The organism is Trinickia mobilis (assembly GCF_017315705.1).
In the GTDB taxonomy this organism is placed as follows: Bacteria; Pseudomonadota; Gammaproteobacteria; order Burkholderiales; family Burkholderiaceae; genus Trinickia_A; species Trinickia_A mobilis.
Genome location: NZ_JAFLRF010000050.1, coordinates 1 through 22645 on the forward strand (window position 1 = coordinate 1; position 22645 = coordinate 22645).

Annotated in this window: 13 protein-coding genes and 1 pseudogene; 2 read left to right on the forward strand and 12 right to left on the reverse strand. The window is 63.8% G+C overall.

Features of this window, described 5'->3' with window-relative positions; all coding sequences use genetic code 11:
* The 10 genes and pseudogenes from J3489_RS32950 to J3489_RS32995 form a co-directional block, all read right to left on the reverse strand.
* Positions 1–189 (reverse strand): annotated as a pseudogene (locus tag J3489_RS32950) (hypothetical protein); the annotation flags it as partial.
* A 295-nt stretch (positions 190–484) separates the two neighbouring features.
* Positions 485–1156, reverse strand: coding sequence for a c-type cytochrome (locus J3489_RS32955; protein WP_207005012.1), 672 nt, complete (start codon positions 1154–1156; stop codon positions 485–487).
* A gap of 71 nt (positions 1157–1227) precedes the next feature.
* Complete coding sequence (locus J3489_RS32960) at positions 1228–2616, reverse strand: cytochrome C (protein ID WP_207005013.1); 1389 nt, start codon at positions 2614–2616, stop codon at positions 1228–1230.
* Between the two features lie 113 nt (positions 2617–2729).
* The gene (locus J3489_RS32965; protein WP_207005014.1) at positions 2730–4433 is read right to left on the reverse strand and encodes a c-type cytochrome; all 1704 of its coding nucleotides are present in this window, start codon (positions 4431–4433) and stop codon (positions 2730–2732) included.
* Positions 4434–4435: 2 nt separating this feature from the next.
* Entirely contained in the window at positions 4436–5272 is an 837-nt protein-coding gene (locus tag J3489_RS32970; RefSeq protein ID WP_207005015.1) for a hypothetical protein, read from the reverse strand.
* Between the two features lie 30 nt (positions 5273–5302).
* Complete coding sequence (locus tag J3489_RS32975; protein WP_242540498.1) at positions 5303–6223, reverse strand: LolA-like protein; 921 nt, start codon at positions 6221–6223, stop codon at positions 5303–5305.
* Between the two features lie 91 nt (positions 6224–6314).
* Complete coding sequence (locus tag J3489_RS32980) at positions 6315–6830, reverse strand: hypothetical protein (RefSeq protein WP_242540499.1); 516 nt, start codon at positions 6828–6830, stop codon at positions 6315–6317.
* Complete coding sequence (locus tag J3489_RS32985) at positions 6827–15013, reverse strand: Ig-like domain-containing protein (protein WP_207005016.1); 8187 nt, start codon at positions 15011–15013, stop codon at positions 6827–6829. The genes J3489_RS32980 and J3489_RS32985 overlap by 4 nt, the downstream gene beginning before the upstream one ends.
* A gap of 17 nt (positions 15014–15030) precedes the next feature.
* Complete coding sequence (locus J3489_RS32990; protein WP_374193512.1) at positions 15031–16647, reverse strand: multicopper oxidase domain-containing protein; 1617 nt, start codon at positions 16645–16647, stop codon at positions 15031–15033.
* 84 nt (positions 16648–16731) lie between these two features.
* Complete coding sequence (locus J3489_RS32995) at positions 16732–18300, reverse strand: multicopper oxidase domain-containing protein (protein WP_207005018.1); 1569 nt, start codon at positions 18298–18300, stop codon at positions 16732–16734.
* Between the two features lie 625 nt (positions 18301–18925).
* Here J3489_RS32995 and J3489_RS33000 point away from each other — a divergent pair.
* Positions 18926–19777, forward strand: coding sequence for a hypothetical protein (locus J3489_RS33000; protein ID WP_207005019.1), 852 nt, complete (start codon positions 18926–18928; stop codon positions 19775–19777).
* Complete coding sequence (locus tag J3489_RS33005; RefSeq protein ID WP_207005020.1) at positions 19749–19919, forward strand: type 2 periplasmic-binding domain-containing protein; 171 nt, start codon at positions 19749–19751, stop codon at positions 19917–19919. Before J3489_RS33000 ends, J3489_RS33005 begins: the two co-directional genes overlap by 29 nt.
* A 76-nt stretch (positions 19920–19995) precedes the next feature.
* On the opposite strand, the gene J3489_RS33010 is transcribed toward J3489_RS33005, so the two are convergent.
* Together J3489_RS33010 and J3489_RS33015 are read right to left on the reverse strand one after the other, a co-directional pair.
* A complete protein-coding gene (locus J3489_RS33010) occupies positions 19996–21291 on the reverse strand; it encodes an MFS transporter (protein ID WP_207005021.1) in 1296 nt (431 codons plus the stop codon).
* A gap of 153 nt (positions 21292–21444) precedes the next feature.
* Entirely contained in the window at positions 21445–22641 is a 1197-nt protein-coding gene (locus J3489_RS33015; RefSeq protein WP_207005022.1) for a hypothetical protein, read from the reverse strand.
* Positions 22642–22645 lie beyond the last annotated feature (4 nt).

The following is a 22645-nucleotide window of genomic DNA, read 5'->3' on the forward strand; positions in this document are numbered from 1 at the left end:
CGAACACATCAGCACGAGCTTGTCGTAGTAGTTCATGAAGCCGTGGTAGCGCGACAGCGCGAACCCCGCTCCAGCGGCCATCGCGAGCGCGAACAGCCAGTCGAATGCGTTAAGACGCTTGAGGAAGGGGCGCTCGTCGTACAGCACGCGCGTTTGACCCACGCTCCACGTGGGCCGAGGCCGATGCATTGCCGCTTGAGCAGGCACCGCGGCATCGGGAGAAGACGAGCTTGGTTTCATGGCATTCACCGTTTGACTGCTGCGACGAGTACGGGCTTCATGATTCACTCGCAAGCGCGTACTGCTTGGTATAAAAAAAGGTGCTCACCGTGGATAGATGAGCACCAAGAAGGGCGCCAGCCGGGGAACTGGCACCAGAACTGTTGACCGCTTGTTGATCCGTAAACATCTGCAATGTCCCTCTTCCTTTCCGTTGACGGCTGTGATCACGCCGATAAGCAGTTCCACCACGAAAGCCGCTTGCTCATTGATCGACTGGCGGGCTGGCAGATGTCTCCTCTTCAGGCGGAAACGCTTCGACGAACGCTGCCACGGCGCGCATGTCCCGGTCCGACATGTTGGCGCACACAGCCTTCATGACTGCGCCGCGGGGCCGGGTGTCGGTTTGCCGGAAGACCTCTAGCTGCTTCGTGACGTAGTCCGCGTGCTGACCCGCGAGCCGGGGAAACTGATTCATCCCTTCGCCATGCTGGCCGTGGCACGAAACGCACGCCGCGACGCCCTTGTCAGGCAGGCCCGAATGATAGATGGCCCGGCCTTCGTTGATGAGCGCGAGATCGCTCGCCTCACCGAGGACCGCGGATTGACTCGAGAAATACGTTGCAAGCTCGTCGATCTGCGTGTCGGTCAAATGTGTGAAGCCCCACATGAAACGCTGCGCGTTCGGGTCGGCTCGCGAATGGCTCTTGAAGTCCGTCAGTTGATCGACCAGGTATTCCTTTCGTTGCCCGGCAAGCTTCGGAAAGGTAGGCGATACCGACACGCCGGTCACGCCGTGACAGTTCGAGCACACCTGAAGCGCGATGGTCTTTCCCCGCACGTCGGGGTTGTCGACTTGCCGCGAATGTTCCAGGTCTTGACAAGCCGACCCGGCGAGCAGCAGTCCGATGGAGATGATATGCGCCACTTTGTTCATGTCATCAAACTCCTTACTGCAGTTGCGCTCCGTCCGCGAGGCACGGCGCACGGGAAACAGCGGACGGGATATCACCACGAAGCGACCCACAGATAAATGAACAGCGTGTCGTTGTCCCTCGCGTTGCGCCCGTTGCCGTCGTAGTTGGTCGTCGCACCGAGGAACTTGGTGAAGAACGTGTACTGGATGCCGATGCGGACGCGCTGGTCCGGCATCCAGAATATTTCGGGCATCCAGCCCTGGGTATTCGGATGGAAGTTCGCGCTGGCCGAGTAGTGCACGCTGTCCGGGGTGCCCGTCGTATTGAAAAACGAGAGGCTGACGCCGTATTTGTTCTGGTACACGTACGACGCCTTCAGGCGTAATGAGTCGAGATTCGCCGCTGTGTTGTCGCCCAGCACGAAATTGTTCGGATCATGGATGTTTTCCCGCACATAGCGCGCTTGCGCGGTGATCGTGTGCGGTTCCAGCAGGTACTCGTACTGCGTGTCGAGGCCGTAATCGCGATAGCGCGTCACGCCCGTGCCGAAGATCGGGAAATTGTTCGCGTCGTTCGGATACAGGTTGGCGCTGAACCCGAACGCGCCGACCATCACGCTATGAGGCCCCCAGTCGTGCGTCAATGCGAGGCGTGCATACGGGTTGTAGCCGCGCAGATAGATCTGCGGGTGGACCGGATTCCCCTCGCTGTTCCCATGGCTCAGGAATGACCAGATGCCGTCGGCCGTACTGTATGCGGTCAGCTCGGCGTAAACCAGCTTGTTCCAGTACAGGTAGGCGCCCGTGCCGACGGCCTGCGTCGCGAGGCTCCCGCCTTCGATGAGCGGCAGGTTCGGGATTTTGGCAACCGGGCTGATCGTCGACGAAATGTACGGATAGCCCCATGCCGGCGCAGTGTTGAAGACGTCCTGCACGGTCGGATTGTTGTGCACCGTCGCGCCCAGGATGAGATCGTTCGCCTCGGTCATGATCCGGTCGACGAAGCGGAAGTCGGTATTGTCCGACGTCCAGTGGCCTTTCCATCGGCCGTCGGGGTCCTGGTGATCGTAGTTGATGTAGGTGAACTGAGCGAACCCGCCGATCTTGTCGGTGATCTTCCCGGCGAGGAAGATGCTCGCAAAGTCGAATATCGGAAGACCATCCTTCGTGTTGATGGCATTGCCGCTCGAGTCGGTATTGGCCCTCGTCTTGCTCAGATCGCCGATTGCCATCCCCGCGATCGGGATCGTGCGCTCGCCAAGCGTATAGCCGTTCAGCTTGAACATTCGCCCATAGGGCGTGAGTTCAGGAAATTGCCCCCCGGCGTGACAAGCCACACAACTTTGTCCGGTTTGGCGCGCGAAAATCGGCAGCGCGTGTGCGGTGGTCGCCTGCAGCAACGCCAGCATCATGAATGCGAGTATCCAGCCACCGCGCAGCACGTGACGAAGTGCTGCATGGCTGACAAGAACCTTTGTCATGGCTGTGACTCCTGCACCGCACGCAATGCCTTCATTGTGCTAACGCGAGGTCGGAATCGGGATGGGTCAACCTCCTCCTCTTGCGGTAGGGGAAGCGCTAGATGCAATCGGCCTCACGGCACGATCCAGTCCCCATCGGCCACGAGCTTGATATGATCCGGCCCGGCAAAGCGGACGATATAGCCGCCCTTGGACGCGAATGTCTGGCCCGGCGCCAGCGTCAGGCGCGGATAGTAGCCCGTCAGGATGCGGCGTTCGAGCATGTCCTGAATCCGCTCCACCAGATAGTCCCTCACGAACGCATCGACCATATGGCTCAGTGTCTCGGCGAGCAGACCGCATGCGAGATAGGTGTCGGCCTGCACCTGTGGAGCCACGATCGGAATCTGTCTGATCGAGAACCAGCCGAACGCGTAGTCGACGCGCACGCGCCGCCCTTCCGGCAAATCGAACGGGTAGGCGAGACGCGTGACGCCGCGCCAACTGGCCGGCAAGGGCGTGCTATCGAGCCCGCCCAGCAGGCCCGACATGAACACGGTATCCGTCGCCGGGGGGATCCGCGCGAGCGCCGCAACATCGGGCGGACGCAGCCACAGTACGAGCACGTCCGAGCGCGGTATCCCATGCATCGCGTGCGTGATGCTCTCGCCGGGGGCAAGCGCGTGGTTCGATACCGCGATTCCGTGAGCCTTCAGTGCCGCGGCAAGGGCCTGCGCTCCGTGCGCGCCGTTGTCTCCCGCACGATAGACCTGCCAGACGGCTCGCGCCGCTTTCGTCGCCTGCGCTGAGCGCGCTCCGGCTTCACCGAGAATGCGCGCCGCGATCAGGTCCGACTCGAGCAGCACGCCTTTCGAAAAGTACACCGAATAGAAATCGTGATCGGTCTCGACCGGTACCTCGACGTTGGGAAAGAGGCACGGCACGGCCTCCTGCTCGCAGAAGTCGTGAATCGGCGCCCAGTTCCTGCCTCCGAGACCCGACACCACCGCGAACACCGGCTGCCGGGCCAGAAACTGCGTGAGCTGGTCACGCCAGGTGTCCGGCGGACCTTTGAGCTCCCACACATGCAGTTCCCAGCGGCGATTCACCATGAACATCATCTTGCGCGACGAACGCAACCGCGGCACCGCACCGAGTGGAAAGACGTTCTTGTCGGCGAAGTAGTGCGTGAGGACATCGAGCATGCCTGCCCGTTTCACCGGGTCGGCATCGGGCGCGATGATCGTCGCGAAGTGCAGCACGGTATCCGTTACGCCCGCCGGCCTTCGCTGATCGAGGTGTTTCAGGTAGCCGATCAGCGCCTGCATATCGGCGTCGTTCAGCGCGTACTGCGGCATCAGGCTGCTGAGCGGCTTGCCTTCCGAGTCGATCCCTTCGCGAATGGCTCGCGCGATCGTCGCATCCGTGTACGGTTCGCGTTCGAAGCGCATCCCGGGAACATACGGCAATTCGACATCTTCCGGGTTTTGCGCGCGCGGCTCGACGAGGTAGCGCCAGGTGATTGGCGGGATGCTGCTGTTGCCCTCCTTGGAGCCTAAGCCACTGCGCCGATGGCAGTTCACACAGGCCGCGGCGGCGCCTTGCAGGCGCACGCCGTCCTCATGCAGCGCTTGAAGCGGTTCGCCCGAGCTCAGAACTCCCTGCTGGTAGAGGGCCGCCCCCGCGCTCGCCGTCGCGACAGGCTGCGCGGCCGGCGCGCAACGCGCCTCGCCCACAGGCGCGATCAGCGCGGCGAGCAACGCGCATCGAGCGAGCCATCGCGCCGCAAGCGGGGGTGCCGATGCGCGGCCTCGCGGCCAGCCTCCCGCGCGGCTCATGGTCAGGGTGCCGGACGTCCGGCACCAGGCAGCGCCGGCGAGGCGTCGACGTCGATCGAAACCGATTTGCGGCGCATCTGCGGCGACGCGGGTCTCGTGAAGATCCCATCGTCCAGCGGCGGATTGAGCGACACCTTGTCGATCGTCAGCTTGTCCTTTTTCTCGGAGGCCGCTGCGCCGCTCTCGATCTTGAGCGGTATCTGCAACCCCTCGACGCTCCGGAAGTCGCTGTAGCTCGTCTCCACGACGACCGTTTGCCCGAGCGGGGTGCGCACCTGGCGGTCAACCTTCACGTCAAGAAACGTTTGCGCGTCGATCCACACATGGCGGGTCACACCGGAAGGCAGCTTCGCGGCGAGACGATACGCATCGCGCCCGCCCACCTGATCGGTACCCTCGAGCGTGACGCTGACACCCTTCGCCTCATGGTCGATCAAGAGCCCGTCAATGACCTGCTCGTCGCGCGCGGAGCTCACCTCATCGATCGAGTACGGCCGCGGAGCGGCGCTGCCCATGCCGTTCGGGCCCAGTTTCCAGCCTTGCTTGCCATCGAATACGCGCACCGATTTCTGATCGAATACGGTGACCTCGAAGCGTGTCTTGTTCGGGCGCTTCATGGCGAGGACAAACGGCAGATCCGGTGCAGGAGCATTGGCGCTATCCACGCGGCCGGACCAGATCATGGTCTGGACTTTGCGCCATGCGTCGAGACCGCCTCTCGAGGCAATGTTTTTCTCGACGATCTGATCCACGCTCAGATCCTGCCTGGGTATCTGCTCGCTTGCGAACACGGCGGCCCCGAGGCAACCGGCGAGCACCCATATTGCGAATGGTTTCATGGCCGCATACCGCATCCGGGCACCCGACGGCTAGTGGCTCGAGCCCAGGCTCGGGCTGCGGCTCGGGCTGCGGCTCGGGCTGCGGTTCGGGTTCGGGCTCGGGCTCGGGCTTGCGCTTGCGCCGAGCACCGGCACCGGGTGCGTCACTTTCGCCACAGCGAGCTGCGGCTTGGCAAAGAGGGCGTCGTCCGCCTGCGAGTTCAGCGTGACCTTGTTGATGGTCAGCTTGTGCGTCCCCCTGGCGCCGACGACAACCGTCTCGATCGTATGCGGCATGACGAGGCCGCTCTCCTTCCGGTAGTCGCGATAGAAAATGGCGACGTTGTGCATCTTGCCGTCGAGCTTGCGCGGGTCCCCGTCGATCTTCACTTCGAGAAAGCTCGACGCATCGATCCATACGCGGCGTGACGTGGTGTCTTTCATCGTCGCCTTCAGCACGTACGCGCGGTGGCCTTCGATCATTTCCATCCCGAGCACGTCGATTTTCGTGCCCTTCGCCGCATAGTCGACCAGCGGACCGTCCAGCTCGGCCCACGACGCAGCCGCTTTGGCCTCCGCGGGCGTGTAGGGCTCCACTTCGTTGCGGCCGAGGAAGGGCCTGACCTTCCAGCCCTGCGTGCCGTCGTAGACCTGGAATGCCGTCTGGTCGTCGAAACGGATCTCGATGCGGCTTTTGTGCGGACGCTTGAGCGTCATCGTGAACGGGAGCTTGGTGTTCTTCGTGCCGCCGGCCTCGAGCTGCCCCGATACCGTCATCGTGTTGACCGCGCGCCACACCTGCAGACCGCCGCGCGCCGCGACGTTCCGGTCGACGATCTGCGCCGCGCTCAGGTGCGCTGCTGCCGCCGACTGGGCGCTTCCCGCAGCGGAGGCCGCGAGCGCTGCCGGACCGCACGTCACAAGCGTCGCCACCGACGCCGTCTGGATCGCCAGCGAAAGAAATCGGTTCATGAGTGATCTCCTGTCGACCCGAGCTGGCGCTTTAGCGCTTACTCGGGTCCCATGCAAAGCGCTTCATCTGCGCACGATCGCTGTTGCGCGATCATTCGACTATCAGCCCGTCGACATGGAACGACCCCACGAATACGTCGACGCGCTCCCCGGCCTTGATCAGCCCACCTTTGTTCGAAAATACCATCCAGTACTCCTGACCGATTTCCAGCGGACCGCTCTGGCGCAGCGCGCCGACCTTGTCCATCACCGGGATCTCGAGCAACGCATGGCTCGTCCGCCCGAACATCAAGGCCGTCGCGGTCTTTTCGCCGAGCGGCCGCGCCGCCGCCGGATCCGTCACGCGATAGCTGAAGCGGATCAGGTTGCCCGACGCCGTGCGGCGCACGCTCAAGTGGTCGATGCCCTGCGCCAGCTCGTAGTAGCCCTTCGCGCGCTGCGGCAGGTTCACCGGCGAGTACGGCGACTGCTTCACCGCCGCCCCCGCCGCCTTGTGCGGCGCGTTCGCACTTTCCTCGCCCGCGGCCGGCTGAAGCACGGCCGCGGCGAGGCAGACACTGCCGGCAATCACCACTGCCGGCGGCGTCAAGCGGCAACGCTTGCTCATGGCAACGCTCCCAGCGTATTGGCACCCGGCACTGTTGTCTGTGCGGGAGCCAACGGCGCGAGCGGCTGCAGCAATCCGAACAGCGTCGCCGAGTTGCTTCCTCCCAGCGCAAGCGGGTAAGGCTGCCCTGTGAACACGGCAGGCCTCACGAACTCCACCGCGCCGATGTCGAAGCCACCCAGCTGCGGCCTCATCGTGCCGAAGATGTCCCGATTCGGCGCGCCTGCCGCGGTGGCCTTGCCGATTGCCGGCGAGGTCGCCGCCTTGATCGTGTAGTTGCCGAGCAGCACGTTCAGTTGCGTGCCCGTGCTCGCCTCGTTGAACAGCGAGAGCGGACCATACGACATGTTGATCCAGTTGTTGCCTTCGTCCGGAGTCGCCGACGGCAGCAGGCTGAACAACGGATTCGGCAGCACCGTGTCGGCAATGCCCGGGGGCACCGTGATGCCGATGCCACCCGCCTCCGGCGGCACGCGCGCACCGTTGCAGTACTGATGCACGACACCCGGATTCGATCCGCTGTTGTGCGCGTTCGGATAGTCGCCGGCGTCGGTCAGGATCGAGTACTGCGGGCTCATCGTCAGGCCAGACCCATGGTTGCCGGGCCCGGTATCGTCGAACGCACCGATGTCCCAGTAGACCGCCTTCGGATCGCAATAACCCGTGGCTTGGCCAGCCTGATTCAGCGCCGGATTCAGCGTGACCACGTTTTGCAGCCCCGCGATGCCCGGGTCCAGTCCTCCCACTGTGATGTAGAACGTGCGGTTCTGCCAGAACAGGTCGTTGGTGAGCACCGGGTTCGAGATCGTCGTGCAGCCCGAGTGACCCGTTGGACACGTTACGTTCGGGTTGGTGAATGCCGCCACCAGGTTCTGCGAATGGCGCGTGGTCTCGAGTCCGGCCGGCTCGTACGTCGACGTCGTGGTCGGCTGGCACGTCGTTTCCGAACCCGAGGTCGTGCAGTTCGGCGGCCCGATGTTGGCCTGGCTCGCAGCGGCTGTGTTGAACAGCACGCCGGCCGAAGCCGTCGAGTCGTTGGAGACGACCGTGTTGTTGATGAAGTTCACGGCCACCGCATCCTGCAGCGACACGCCACCGCCAGCCCAGCCTGCCACGTTGTTCGCGATGATGTTATTGGTCACCTTCACCACGTACCACGTGGCACTGTTGTTCGGACTGCGTTGCACGTCGGTACCGTTGACGCTCTGCAGCCGCAGGCCGCCGCCCTTGCCGCTTTCCGCCGTGTTGCCGACGATCAGGTTGCCGTCGATCGTGATGCCCGGGCCCACGCCGTCCGAAAGCTGCGGCGCGCAGTCGACGTCCGTGGTCGCGTTCTCGCAGAAGGTGCCGTCAGGCGGCACGCCCTGAACGATCAGCCCACCGCCGTACGTCGGCAGCGTCGGGTTGTTGCTCTGATTGAACAGGATCCAGTTGTGCGACAGGTCGCCGTTGTAGCTGAAGCCGAAGTGCGCGACACCGCCGCCGTCACCGCTGCTGATATTGCCGCATACCCAGTTGTAGTTGAATTTGTAGTAGTCCGCGCCCGAGCAGAACGTCACCCCTCCGGCCGACGACGGCGTGGTCGAATTGATCTCGTCGCCATACGCAGCGTTCGACGTGACCGCGTTGTTATGCACGTTCACGTAAGTGTTGTACAGGAACGGCATCTGGGTCACGCCATCCGACGCGATGGTGCCGTCGGGCACTTCGACCTGGCCCACGATGATGCCGCCCGAGAGCGTTCCCGCGTTGGCGAAGACACGGTTGTTCGACACTTCCGTGTAGTGGTTCCAGCCATGCAGGTAGATCCCGCCGCCGCCTTGCGAGCTGTTCGTGAACGTCATGCCGTCGATGCGCGACGGGTTGCACAGGAAGTTGCTCGGATAGTTGGTGCAATCCGGCGGATTCGGCTGGGTCAGGGTCGGGCCCGTAAGCGGCGTGCAGATGCCGTTCGCGACGCAGTTCTGGTCCTGTGTCAGCACACCGCCCACCACCACGTCCTTCACGCCCTTGCCGAGCACGGTAATCGCCGCGCCTTCGTACGCGCCCATCAGCGTCGGCTCGATCAGCGTCTCCGCCAGGTTGCCGTTGAGGTTGAAATCCCAGCCGGAGGTCGGCTCGAACGGTATCCCGTCGATCTTGCGCTGCATCGAGGCCGAGCAACTGTACACGCCGGTCGGATCGTACGGATTGCTCGCCGAGATCAGCCCGCCGTTCAGCGCATCGCCGAACAGGCACCCTATCTGCCTGCGCCACGGGTCGAGCTTGCCCGACGGATGCGGGTTCGCGTCGATCGTCACGGCCGTCGCACCCACCCCTTGGAGCCGCAGCGGCTTCCACATGACCAGCATCTCCTTGTAGACACCAGGACCGACGATGATCATGTCGCCCGGCGTCGCCTTGTCGATCGCGGTCTGGATCGCATTGCCGGTGCTGTTCTCGCCGCTCACGTAGGTGGGCGTCTTCCCGCCGACCGTGACGGTGACCGCATCGATCGAGCGCTTGCCGTTGGCCGCCGTGATGACGAGCTCGCCGCATTGGGCGGGCATCGTCACGCCGCGCTGTTGGATCTTGCAGGCCGGCAGACCCGGTACGGTCACCGTGATCTTGTTGTTGTTCCAGTTTTTCACCGTCGCCCGGATGCCCGCGATCGTCACGGTACCCATTTGCTGGCCGAAGCCGTAGTTGCGTGTGATGAACTTCTGGTTGAACGGCGCCGTGGTGGCACTCGGACCTGTGTACGCGTTGTTCGGCACCTGCTGCGTGCCGACCGACGTGATCGTCAGCGTCCTCCCGGGCGTGCTGACCCACGGGCCCTCGCCGGCGTTGGTGCCGGGGATGTTGTCGCCGGTCACCGCCGAAATCGCCGGTGTGCCGTCCGGGTAGGCGCAGTCGACCTGGTTATACCCTTCCGCGAAGGCCGAGACCGGCACCACCGGCGTATCCATGTACTGTGTCTGTCCGGGCATGAACGGAATCTCGTAGCAGAACTGGCTGTATGCCGGGTTGAAGAGCGGGTCCTGGATGGTCTGGCCCGGATGCTTCGGATCAGGCAGGTACGGATCGTTCATGCAAGCGACCATCATCGTCGGCGCGTAGCCCGTCGGGTTCGGCGGATTGACTTGCCAGGTCGAGTAGGTCAGCCCGTTGAAGATGCCCCACTGGTCCGAATAGGTGCGCGAGATTTCGTTGCCCGCGAAGTCCTTGAACGACACCGGCACGTTCGGCACCGCGAACTTCTCGCCGAACTGCGGCGAATACGGGTCGAACTCCGACGAGAAGTCGTCCAGCATGAAGCCGGTGTAGTGCGCGGTGACGTGCGTCGAGCTGAAGATCCAGAACTTCGCCTGCACCGCGCTCTGGTCGGTGAGCTCCACCTCCTTGCGGTCGCACAGATGCCGCGATGCCCCCGCGAACGGCGAGACTTCCTGCGAGCCCGGGAACAGGCTGATGTAGTCCGGCACGATCCGCAGATCGCCAACACACGGCCAGAAGCGTTCGATGTCGCCGGTGTCGCCTTCGGCGTGCGGGCCGGAGCCGAGATTCGAGGTCATATTCTGCGCGTTGTTCCGGTTGTAAGTGGAGTTCATCGCCGCCTGGTCGGGCAGGATGAAAACGTCGCCGATCCCGCCGAACTGCTGCGTGACCGGTGCGATGTAGTTGTCGCCGATCAGGATGTTCTTGTCCTCCTCCTTCACCAGTTCGTAGCCGGGCGGCACGATGATCTCGACCACGTACTTCCCGGCTGGCAGCATCTGCGTGCCGTCCTTCGAGGGGTTCGGCTGGCAGATCGTGCAATTGGTGGCGGTCGGCAGGCCGGTATGCGGGTCGCGGCCCGTCACGCTCGGGAACTGGTACATGCCGTCGAACGGCGCCGGCTGCACCTGGTTGAACACGTGCATCCCGTCATAGCACTTGAACTGCGAATTGTTGGGCAGCGCACGCTGCTGCGGATCGAGCCACATCTTGGTGTTCTGCAGCGTGAAGAAGTACGGATCGCTGGTGCTCTGGCCCGGACAGTTCATGTTCGGGATGCCGTCCGAACGGAAGCCCTGTGACCAGTCGTCCCAGCTCGCGGTCTTCGTCGTGTCGACGAGCTTCAGGCTCGTGGAACCGTCCGCCGCGACGCCTTCCTGATACAGGTTGACCGTGACGTTCGGCACGTCGGGGGTCCACTTCGTGTGCACCAGCAACATGGGATCGTCGAACGGGCGCGTCGAGGCATAGACGACTTCGCCCCTGATGCCGCCGTTCTCATTCGCCGCGTAGGGCGTCTTGCCGAACTCGATGAACGAGCTCTGGCCCGAGAAGCCCTGCCAGCCCATCGTGGTCACCCACGGCGGATCGACCCGGCCGGTCGAAGGATTCGAGCCCGAGCGGTCGCTGCAGTCCGCGTCGTTGCAGTACACCGCGCCCGGCACCCGCAGGTTCGTGGGCAGATGGACCGATTCCAGCGTGTTGGCGAAGTTCGCGGCAATGGTCGACGTGCCGCCGCCCGGCGTGCCGTCAGGCGGACCGCCCGCGTCGTAGACGACGTGCACGCCCGTCTGCTTGAAGCGGGTCAGGTCGGTATCGACGACGTACCAGTTGAACAACGGGAACTCCTCGTTGAACGACGCATAGCCGTTCGCGTCCGTGACGTTGAAATCCGAATAGCTGCCGTCGCGGAAACGGATGTTGGTCGGCAGCAGCGCGAGACCGGGCTTGCTCGGATCGCCCACGCCGTTGCCGTTCGTGTCGAGGAATGTCCGCGTATAGAGATTCGTCTGCCACTGAAGCACCGCAATATCTCCGGCGTCCGTTATCTGGCCGCCCCCGAGCGTCTGGGCCGATGCGAGCCCGTCCATGATCTGGTCGTTCCACTGGTCGAACACCGTGATGCGGGTAATGCCGGGAGGCAGGCCCGTGAAGCTGAACGTGCCGTCCGCGTTGCACTTGGTGAACGCGTAGTCTTCGCCGTCCGGATCGCCCACGCTCACGTAGCACTGCGTGAAGCTCAACGGCTTGCGCGACTGGCTGCCGTACAGGTTCTCATTGGGCGGACGGCTGTAGTGCAGGTTCGTCACCCGGCCCTTGAGCCCGTTGTTGCAGGTCTCGGTGGCGCACAGCAAAGGCAGCCGCGCGTTGATGATCTTCGGGTTGGCGAAGCCGATCGACACGTGGAAGCCCGCCGGTCCGAACTCCTGGAAGTACGCCGGGCCGCCGATCTTGATGAACGAGTCGTGAGCCTTCTCTCCGTCCAGCGTGTTCGTCTGCAGCCATTCCTCGCCTCGTGCGATCCGGTCGGCCGCCGGCGTCGCAATAATGCCGTATCGGCCCGGCATCAGGTTGGCGACCACCGCCTGGCCGACGAGCGGCGACAGCGTCTTGCCGTCCGACTCGTATTTCGGGCAGGTCGGGATCATGCCGACAAGGCCGTCGGCGGATGTCGAAATCGGGCACGCGTTGAGACCGGTGACCGGATCGACCGTGCCTTGCAGCGAATTGGACAGCGGCATGTTGAACATGTCGTAGGTCATCTGCCCGGTCGGTTGGCCGCTGCCGCCGGCGTCGTCCCACAGCTTGATCTCGAAGCCGCCGAGACCCGGCTCGCGGGCCGAGCCGAAGGTATCGGTGCCGCCGCTCACGTCCACTTCGCCGTTGAGCGGCGCATCGTCCTCGAACACGAACACCGAAACCTTCGCAGTCGGGAACGGCGACTCCTCCAGCAACACGTTGACTGAGTTCTGTCCGGGCGCGATCGGCGCGCCTCCCATGCCGTTGCCGCACTTGCCCGTGCCCGGCGCGAAGTTCGCGACGGTCGGACAGTCTTGGGCGATGGAGAACTGCCGCTGCGGGCCGGTGGGGTTGCTCGGATCGACCGGCTGCGGATTGCCGCCGCCGTTCGTGAACGAGTTGTAGGCGTTGCCCGGCAAGATCGAGATGTAATAGTGCTTGGTCGGATCGAGCGCCACCTGCGACGGATCCACCGGCACCTGTTGCGCCGCGGTTGTCCGGCAGACGCCGTTGCCGACATCGCACACCGCCGGCTTGTGGGTCTGGCTGACCGGATCGTAGACCGTCTGGCCCGATTCGCATGCGGCGGCGCCGACACAGCCCGCCGCCACCACCGGCATGTAGCTCGTGTGGAAGTTCGCGCCGAGACTCGGCACCGGCAAGGGCGGACACGTCTTCGGACGCGTGGCCGAGTTCACCTGGCAGGCGGGATCGATCTGGAACGTACGGTCTTCCTCGATGATCCAGCGGTAGTCGCTGATCTTCACCGGCGTGTTGCCCGGTTGCGTGCTGGGCGCATCCAGCACGTTGACGACGAGTCCGCTGCCGCCCTTGAATGTCACCGTCACGGTCGCCGCCTTGCTCGCCGTGTTCTGCGCATTCACCGCCTGGTACTGGAACGTCACGTTGGCGTTCGCACTACTGCCGACCGGCGCCGTCGTCGGCGTCGCCGTGAACGAGCCGTCGGGGTTCAGCGTAACCGAGCCGCCCGTCGGGGTGCCGACCAGCGTCGCGGTGAGCTGCAGTCCAGCCGGATCGCTGGCGTACGCGAGCACACCAGGCTCGCTGATCTGCAGACGCGATGCGATGTTGCTCGTATAGGCGGCGTTGCCGGCCGTGGGCGGCCCGGACAGACACCCGTTGCCCGACGTGCACGCCGTGAGCATCACCGTCGCGAAGACGCTCGTGTTGCCGTTCGCCTGGTACTGGAAGCTGTCGGCTGTCGTGCCGGCATTGGGCGTGTAGACGAACGTGCCGTCCGGGTTCAGCGTGAGCGCGCCGCCCGTCGGCGCTGTCTTCAGTTGCACGCCGTAGACGTTGACGTCGTTCGCCATCACGCCTCTCGCCGGGTCGGACACGGTCAGCGTCTTGCCGGGAACGAAGTAATACGTGGAACCGGCGGCCGAGGCGTTCGCCACGGCGGCCGCCGCGGCCGCGGTGGCGCTGTTGACGCTGATGTAGCCCTGCATGCCGCCGTCGCGCGCGTTGTTCGTCGACAGGCTCAGTTCGCGATCGAACACCGGCAGCGCGGAAGCGCTTGCCGGCGGCAGGTTGACCAGCGCGTCGTACGTCTTGCCGGCCGCCATGAACACTTCCGACTGAATCCGCGGATTGCCGGGCAGCACGTTGCCGTCCTCGGCTATCAACGCGAAGCCGGAAACCGGCGAGGTGCCCGTTTGCGCGCCGATCACCGCCGGCACGTGCATGCGCAGACCCGCGTTGACAAAGCGCAGCATCACCGGCCCGGTGGTCGCGGCGCTCGTGGCGGCGAACGTCGAAGCGCCCGGATTGGTGCGGTCGAACGAGATGCCGTTGATCAGGTAGTAACGCGGATCGTAGTTCACCGTGGGCGGATAGCAGGTGCCGAACGTCGTTGACTTCGAATCGCCGCAGCCGCCCGGCTGCCCGGACCAGGCTTGGGTTTCGCTAAAGCCCGGGGTCGCGACTGCGGCGGCGACCGCGGCGTTCTGCACCGGATCGATTTCGCTCAGCACGAGCGGCACGTCAGTGTCGTAGCTGATGTTCGGATACGCCTGCGCGGGCGTCGTGCCGTTGGCCGGCGTTCTTACCACCAGTACGCCATAAAGGCCCATCGGCCCCTGGATCGACGGATGCGTGCCCGACTCGATCAGATAGGTGCCAGGGTTCAGGTTGTTCCACGTGAGCGCGGTGGTGCTCCCATGCGCCACTTCAGTGGCGAACGACTGCACGCGGGGCGCTTGCGCCGGCGGCGTGAAGGTCGCGCCGCCAGGCGCGGCGCCGGCGATCGGCCACGTGGTCGCGGTCTGCGTCGGGTGTGTCGGGCTCGGCATGCTCGTCGCCGTCGTGCCCAGGCCGCCGCCCAGCTGACCGACGACGACGAGCGAGGTCGGCACGGAGCCCGGCAAGCTGTTGGTGAGATTGATCGTGAGCTGCCCTGGCGGCACCGTGATCACCACGGGCGACCAGTTCGCTCCAGCCCCGGGGTTCGCGGCCGCGCACGCGGCGGGCGCGGCTGCCGCCGACGAGCAGGTGTAGCCCCACATCGGCACGGACTGCCCGTCAGGCAGCACGGCGGTGGTGGCCTTCGCCGTCAGACTGACGGCAGCCTGGGCGAATGCCGTCCCGCTCGCGGTCAGCAAAACGGAAGCCGTAATTCCGGCCTTAAGCATCCCTAACAGGTTTGCATTGAGTGTGGTGGATCTCATTGCGTTTCTCCCCGCCTCTAGTTCGATTCGTCGATCAGGAACACTTGCGGATCAACGAGCATCATCATCATCATTCCGCCAGGGAAGATGTTGTTCGTGGTGATCTCGCGCTCGTTGTGCGAGTGCCACATGAACGCAAAGCCTGCCTCCGTTTGCGGCGGATTCACCGTCGTGCCGCTTGGCGGCGTCGTGCCCGTGGGCGAGGTTGCGCGGATGGTCGCATCCGGTCCGAGATAAGGGCTGCCGCCGTACCAGAAGCCGTTGGTCAGCACGTGCGAGTCCGGCAACGTGACCGGGCCGCCGCTGCCGACCTTGCCGAACGGATGCGTTTCGAGCGCCTTGTTGTGATCCGCGCACCACTCGTAGTAGTTCGGCGCGGTCGGATCGGCCGTGTAGTAGCCGTTTGCATCCGGGATGCAGACGCTGCCGTCGCCGGGGTAATGCCCATACACGTCCCAGTTCAGGCCCTTGCCTGTCCAGTAGAAGATGCCGTCCATCGCAAGACCCGGCGTCGTGGTGGTCGTGAACAGCAGCGGGCCGGCGACCTTGGTCGCGTCCGTCTTCGCGAGCAGCATGTTGCCGTCGCGCGCGAGCACGCGTACGTGATTGCCGTGCTCATGGAACGGATGCTGCCAGCGGCCCGTGCCGATGATCCGCAGCAGCACCAGCTCGCCGGGGTGCATGTGCGGGTTGCCGTTGTACGGCTGGTTCGGATACTGCGCCGCGTAGTTCGGGTCCATGTCGTCGGGCATCGAGCGGCCGTTCACCATGAAGTACGCCGGGTGATAGGGCTCCGTCTCGACGGTCATGCAGCCGGTGGGCTGGGTGCACGCGTTGCCGGCCTGCTGCTCCGCCTGGGCATGAATGCGCGGATCCATTTCGGAGAACTGGAACAGATACTCGCGGTCGTAGCACGCTGCGCTGTGGTTGTAGGCCGCAGCGGCGTTTCGGAAGTCGGGCTGGCCGTCCAGCAGCTTGCGCGTTCCCTGGATCGGGTTGCAGCCGGTCGGCACGGCGAGCGTGCCGGGCGCCGAGGTCGGCAACACGATGATCGCGCCGAAGAGCCCCATCTCGATCTGCAGATCGCCCTGCGTGCCGCTGTAGTAGGCGTGCGTGCCGGGTGCGGCGGCGACGAAGCTGTAGGTGACCGTGACGGTATGGGACGCCTCGCGCGTGAGCAGCCCCTGCACGCCGGTTGGCGTGCCGGAGCAGAGCTTCGTCGTCGGATCGATGGTGCCCGTGCAGACGTCGAACCCGGGAAAGAGAATCGACGTGTTGCCCGCTGCCGCCGGCAGATTGTCGGTGAGTGTCACCGTGATGATGTCGCCCTGGTTGACGATCAGCGTCGGGCCGGGAATCTGCATGGTCGGACAGTTCGCTCCGGCAATGTTGGGCGGCGAAAATCCGGCCGGCGCGGTATTGCAGCCGTAGCCCCACGAATAGACGCTATTGCCGTCCGGCTGGGAGACGCGGCTCACCGCGGCCTGCAGATCGAAATGCGTGCCCGTGATGCCCGGCGCGGCGGCATGCACTTGCACGCAGAAGAGCGCCGCGAGCGCCGCCACGCCGAACCGCGCAAGCCGCCCGAGGCACGCGAGCGTCGCGATCCATGTTTGGTGAATGTTGTGTCCCACGGCTCTTCTCCTAAATGCAGGACTTCCTGGCCGGGTCCATGGCGGAGCAGCCATGGACCGCGTTTGTGAAGGGCAAGAGGCGTCTCATAATGTGCAGACCTTCGTCTTGGGGTCCACCGACTTGCAGATGTGCACCTCGGTCATCAGGCCGCCGAAATTCTCCTGGTCGTTCGCCAGATGATCCAGATTCGGTGTGTACAGGTAGAAGACCTGCCCTGACTGATACTTCGTCGTGTCGGTGGCGTCGAGGATCAGATCGAGCGATTCCCCGCCGCCGAGCGTGATCGAGTTCGTGTAGTAGGTCATGTCATTGCCGGCCATGTCGCGCAGCAGCCGGGCATTGATGCCTACGACGTGCATCGGAATACCGAGCGAGGCGAGCGTCTGGTATTCGGTGACGTCGAGATCGGAAATCCGCAGCAGCACTTTGCCCCCGGCCGGAATATTGATCAGCGAAGGCAGCGGTTGCGAGAAACGCGGCACGCCGTCCGACGCCGGCGTCGAAAGCGGATTCGGATTCACCGTGTCCGGATAGCTGCGGCCGTTCAGCAGGAAGAACTTGTCTTTCATGTCGGTGAACGGTTCCGGATTGAACGTCATGCCGACGAAGTGGAAGTTCGGATCGAAGCCGTGGATCTGCACCGGATACTCGACGTCGTAGCCGGTCGAGCCGTCGCCGTCGTTGTACGCGTAAAGCGTCGGCGTGCCGCTCATGTTGTTCACGTGCAGGACGTTGTTCTGCGGCGGCACCGGTGTCGAGCACAGAATGTCGTTGCCGCACCGTGTACGCAGATCCTGCTGCTGCGCCTGCAGCCCGTTGTAAAGCGACTGGCCGGCAGGGACGCGGTTCTGGCGCGGCCGCACGAAGATCTGGCCGACCATGCCCATCTGCAGGTGCTCCGGCGGCGTGATGTGGCAGTGCCAGAAGTAGGTGCCGGCATCCGGCGCGAGGTAGTAGTACGTGAAGCTCGCGCCGATGTTGATCGCGACCGACGCGTCCGGCACGCCGTCATAGAACGACGACGCGTTCGGATAGCCGTGGAAGTGCACCGTATGCTTCTCGAACAGGTCGGGACGCATGATCATGCCGACGTTGGTCAGCGTGAGGAAGAACTCGTCGTCCTCGTCGATCGCCATCGTCGGCGCGGGCTGGTTGCCGTTCATCACGCCGATGTCCATGATCGGCCGCGGGTCGACATGGCCGGTGAGCTGGCCAGGCGGAACGGATTCCGGATCGGGCGTGAGACCGACCGCGCCGTTGTAAGTCGGATCCGTTCTGGGATCGCCTACGGTGTTGAACACCGAGGCGAACTGCGTGCCGGGCAGCCCTGCCTTGATGTCGGCGAGACCGGACAGCGGCCCGAAAGCGAACAGGTAGGTCTGAACCCCGTTGGCCATCGTCGCGTAACCGTCGCCGCCCGAGATCTGCTGACACTTGATCGCACCGTTGACGACGCCTGTCGAGGTGGAGGTCTGTCCTGTGAAGGATGGTCCCGTGTACGCGGGTTCGCCGGCGCCGGGCGGCAGCGCCGTCGGGTGCGACGGCGTGGTGCTCGGGCATTGAACCATGAACGACTGGGAGAATGAGGGAATCGCGAACAGCATGAACAACAGTGCGGCCACACTATTGCGACACATGCGGATGCTGAACATATGACCTCCGTCCTTCGGGTCAACCAGCGCGGTACGCGCTAAACGTCACGCACTACTCCAAACCCGGGCTGGTGACATCGTCACAGTGGCCCGTATCTGAATTCTGGATTTGGGCGACGGAGCCCGCGATGGGTCACCTCCCTACACTTGCGGTAGGGCAAACCCAGTGCGTTGTGCGGTCGTGACCTGGACGAACGATGGAGCGTGTCCTGGCCAACACAAGCGACCTGTCACGCAGCCACTCCGGTATGGGAGTGGAACGCAGGCACAGCGCGACTGCTTTCATTTACATTTCACCGAAGGCCGTTGCTTCGGTGCGCTTCAGCGAGCGTGAGGGCTATCACGGATTCGTCACAATCGTTCTCGCACTCGGGCTCGATCTCCGGCGAGGCGTGAGGCGCCCGACCGTGCTCGTCAAAAAAACGGAGGAATGTAATTGTCCTTCTTATGTGTCCTACGTCCTATAGAAGCGCACTTTCGGATGGATACAATCCGCCGTAATTACGTCGTGCGCGCAAAAGCGAAAACCGCGGACTTCTCGATCAAGCGGTCAGACGGACGGCACTCATATCCTGGTTGTTAACCGGCGAGGGACTTGACGTAATCAGCAGCGGGGGGACGCATCATGGTTTATCTGGAAAAAAGGGCTGTACTGAATTTCGTTGAGCGGAAGGATCACACCCTTGAACTTGTCGGGGTCGATAACGAAAAGCGGACGTATTACCCCGCCATGTCAATGTGGTTGAAGCTGGAGCAGCTTCAGGTGGTGCAAGAGCTCGTCGAGCCTCTGGATGGAGACCGGCAGCCGATGCTGTCCACTTCGCTACACGGAGTGGCACATCTCGACGGTCAGGACCTCTCGATCATTGGCGCCTCTCAGCAAGCGACGCGCACGCTTCAGGTGTCCTTCGAGGCCCGCGACGTCAGCACGGCGGACCGGCTTGGTTTGCGCGCATTGGAAGACGAACTGGGTAACTCGTTGTCCGATGTGGCGCTCGGTACTGCCCGACTGGGCTTCAATCCTGCCGATGGCGAGACCAAGGAACCCGAACAGTGGTGGCTCGCCTGCCACATTCCCACCGCCTGCCTGCAGGTGCTTGCGAAGGCAATCTCGGATGGCCAGCTTGGCGCGGTAGAGTTGGGGCTGGCAATGCGGCACCTCTACACGAGCGAAAGTCCGGCGGCTAACCCTGCACGCCAGCCTCGGCTCTTTCTCCGGCCCAACGAAAGCGACGACACGATCGAATGGCCGAATATTGCAACCGGCTATGTCACCCACCTTCGGATCGACTTTGCGACGGCTTCATTGCGTGGCTCCGCGGCGAGCGGCGACCAGACGGTAGCGGCGAACCTCGTTGCGGAAGCCGTGAACTCACTGGGACCGAGGCTCCTTAACCTGAGACTGACGGTAAGATGGATTGGCCTCCTCATTGCCATGTTGCTCTTGCTTGAAGTTCTCGAGCGGCTGCGGATCTGACGAGCAGCTCGACGCGGTGTTCTTCCGGCCGCGGCGCGTGCCGCCGGGCGGCATGCAGGTGCATCGCTTTCCCGACGAGCCGATGAAGATCGTGCTGCCGTCCACGCATCCATTGGCGGAGAAGAAGCGCCTGCCTCCGTGACGAAGTTCCCCCATCACCATCGCCCATCGCCCATCGCCCATCGCAAGGCGCCAGCAAAAACTGCCCGGAAGCGAAGTTAGCCAGACTGCCCGTTTGCATTCCGATGCCGAAGTGCCAAAGCTGTGACCCGCTCCCTGAAGCCGGAATAGCCCGGCAATGTGGAGATGGCGCCTGCGCCGACAAGCAACAACACGATAACCATCCACAACGCCTGCTGATAGTTCCCTTGCAAGTCAAAGAGACGCCCCGCAAGGACGGGCCCGATTGCCGCTCCCACAACAAACGCGCTGTAGACGACGGCGTAGAGGCGCCCGTAAGACCTCATGCCGAAATAGCGCGATGTGAGGAAGGAAATCATGTCGACTTCCGCACCCAACGACAGGCCAATCAGAAGGGCTGTTAAGGACGCCAGCTTGTTGCCCCCGAGCATCAGGAGCAGGCAGCCTGCAGCTGTGATGGAGAACAGGATGAGGGCGACCCGAGGCGCGAAGAACCGGTCAATCAGCCAACCCACGAGCAGCCGGCCGACAAGAACACCAACGCCCATCAGGGAGGCGACCGAAGCAGCTTCGCTGCCGCTGAACCCACGGTCGACAAGATAGGGCACGAGGTGCACGACGAGCGCGGACACCGCCACGGCAATGCACATGAATCCGGCGGCAATGGTCCAGAAAACACGTGTTCTGACCGCCTGTTGAAACGAGCACCACGGCTCCGAATCTGGCTTCGACTCTGGCTCAACCTGCACCATCGACTCGTTTTGCGTCCGGCCTCTGGGAAAGCAGAAAAAGACAAAGGGCCACGGCAGCGCCGAAGTGACGGCGAGCGCGATAAAACCCCCTTGCCACCCATGCGCCGCGATAATCCCCGACAGAACCTTCGGGAGCAGTAGCGCTGCAACGCCCGTACCCGCGAGTGTGATGCCCAGCGCCCGGCCTCGGGCGCCGTCAAACACCGTGCATACGGCTCGCGTGTAGAGAATTGGCGTCGTGCCGCCGCCCACAAGCGCTACGGCTACGAAATGCATCTGGAATGTCCACAGCGCGCCCGAGAATGCGGAGAGGGCATAGAAAAATGCGCTCAGGCACGGGATGGACAGCAGCGCGACAGTGCGCGTGCCGACGCGGTCGATGACCCAGCCGAGAAGTGGGCCGACCACGGCCAGGGTTAGCGTCAGGTACAGGAAGCACGCGGAGACCGCCGCGCGTGACCAGCCGAAGGCGTGATTCAGTGGCTCGACAAAGGAGCCGAGGCTGTAAAACGGCAGCGACGACATGCCTGCGCCGCAGCCTATGGTGGCGGCAAGAAGAACTGGCCAGCCGCACGCCAGTTCTGCGAGCCAGACGGGGTCCTGCGTTTTTTTGATGTTCACAAGTGCCTCCTCAATGTAGTCGGCGACGCCACCCTGGCTGCGCTAAGGCTTGATCAAGTAAGGCAGCAACGTTGCAAGGACGCCCCCGCCGGGCTCTGCGCGGGCAAGGGTGCGCATCGTCGTCCAGTAAGGACGCAGGGACGTCGGGAAGAATCAGCTCGCGGTGTGGACCACGGTCTCGGCTACATTCATCTCGATAGCCGTGTCCATCGCCCGGTGTGCGGAGCAGGTGTTCGCTGCGACCAGGGGCAGCGCGCTGGCGGTCTCTTCGTCAATCTCGCCGTTCAGGAACACGTGCGTATCGAACGATGCGGCTTGTCCTGCGAGGCGACCCGAATCGTCGACGAGCGCGAAGCGGCTCGACTGCACCAGCGTCGTCGGCCCGAGCGCCAGGCGGCGCACGTCGATGTACCGGCAGAATTGCGTGTGATAGCAAAATGCCGTTCCGATGGAAAAGTAGGCGAGCGGTGTTGGAGCCACGAGTCCTTGCCCATCGCTCACCAGCGTCCAGCGGCTGCTGGCGGCAGCTTCCGGAAAGCCGACGGTGCTATGCACAAGACCCGTTGCAAGGTCCAACTCGCCTTCGGCATGCATGTGCCAGCCGACCGACGTGGTACTGTCGTTCTCGAGAACCATGCCCGTGCTTCCTGTGCCCGGGCGGCGCGTGAGGATGGTTGGCCAGGCCCCTTCGCCAGTCGGCTCGAGTCCGCCGAAATATACCGTCAGAGGGTCGCGCTCTGTGCTTGTGCTCTCCTGAAGACCGCTTATCGATGACCGGGCGCCGTTCACATACAGCGCAAACAAGCCTTCGCGCGGCGTCAGCATGGCATCAACTGCCGGCGAGGCAGCCAGTGCATCCTTGACCACCTGATGTGCCGCATCGAGGGCACCCGCCGCGTCGATACTGACCTGCCAGGAGAGGCCAAACACAAGGCCGACTGCCTCGCCCTTGACGAACGAACCCTTCGATGCGAAGCCTTGCCGAACTACGACGTTAAGCTTGCGCAGCTCGAGGCCGCGTTCGCGGGCAAGCGCGGCGATACGCAGCACCGCATCGGCGTGAAGACCCGCACCCCAGTGCATGAGAGGCGCCGGCGCCATGTCCGTACCGCGCAGATACTTGCCTTCGTCAGCCGTAAGCCGCCATGTGCGCCCGGTCGACTGCTCGCGCACCAGTCCTTCCTTCTGGAAGTGACCGATGCCGATGACTTCGCAGCGGTAGGTGTCGTCGCCTGGTTCCGGGTATGCAAACGACTGGGCCGCTTCACGCGCAGTGAATGGGAAGGCCGTGGGATATGGATTGTTTTCGAGGGGGACGGCTGCAAAGATATTGTCGATAGATGTGGTCATGATG

Excerpts from the sequence above, each read along its gene's own strand:
- J3489_RS32965 (WP_207005014.1), bottom strand. The coding sequence starts at position 4,433 with ATGAGCCGCGCGGGAGGCTGGCCGCGAGGCCGCGCATCGGCACCCCCG.
- J3489_RS32980 (WP_242540499.1), bottom strand. The coding sequence starts at position 6,830 with ATGAGCAAGCGTTGCCGCTTGACGCCGCCGGCAGTGGTGATTGCCGGC.
- J3489_RS32960 (WP_207005013.1), bottom strand. The coding sequence starts at position 2,616 with ATGACAAAGGTTCTTGTCAGCCATGCAGCACTTCGTCACGTGCTGCGC.
- J3489_RS32995 (WP_207005018.1), bottom strand. The coding sequence starts at position 18,300 with ATGTTCAGCATCCGCATGTGTCGCAATAGTGTGGCCGCACTGTTGTTC.
- J3489_RS32985 (WP_207005016.1), bottom strand. The coding sequence starts at position 15,013 with ATGAGATCCACCACACTCAATGCAAACCTGTTAGGGATGCTTAAGGCC.
- J3489_RS33000 (WP_207005019.1), top strand. The coding sequence starts at position 18,926 with ATGGTTTATCTGGAAAAAAGGGCTGTACTGAATTTCGTTGAGCGGAAG.
- J3489_RS33015 (WP_207005022.1), bottom strand. The coding sequence starts at position 22,641 with ATGACCACATCTATCGACAATATCTTTGCAGCCGTCCCCCTCGAAAAC.
- J3489_RS32975 (WP_242540498.1), bottom strand. The coding sequence starts at position 6,223 with ATGAACCGATTTCTTTCGCTGGCGATCCAGACGGCGTCGGTGGCGACG.
- J3489_RS32955 (WP_207005012.1), bottom strand. The coding sequence starts at position 1,156 with ATGAACAAAGTGGCGCATATCATCTCCATCGGACTGCTGCTCGCCGGG.
- J3489_RS32970 (WP_207005015.1), bottom strand. The coding sequence starts at position 5,272 with ATGAAACCATTCGCAATATGGGTGCTCGCCGGTTGCCTCGGGGCCGCC.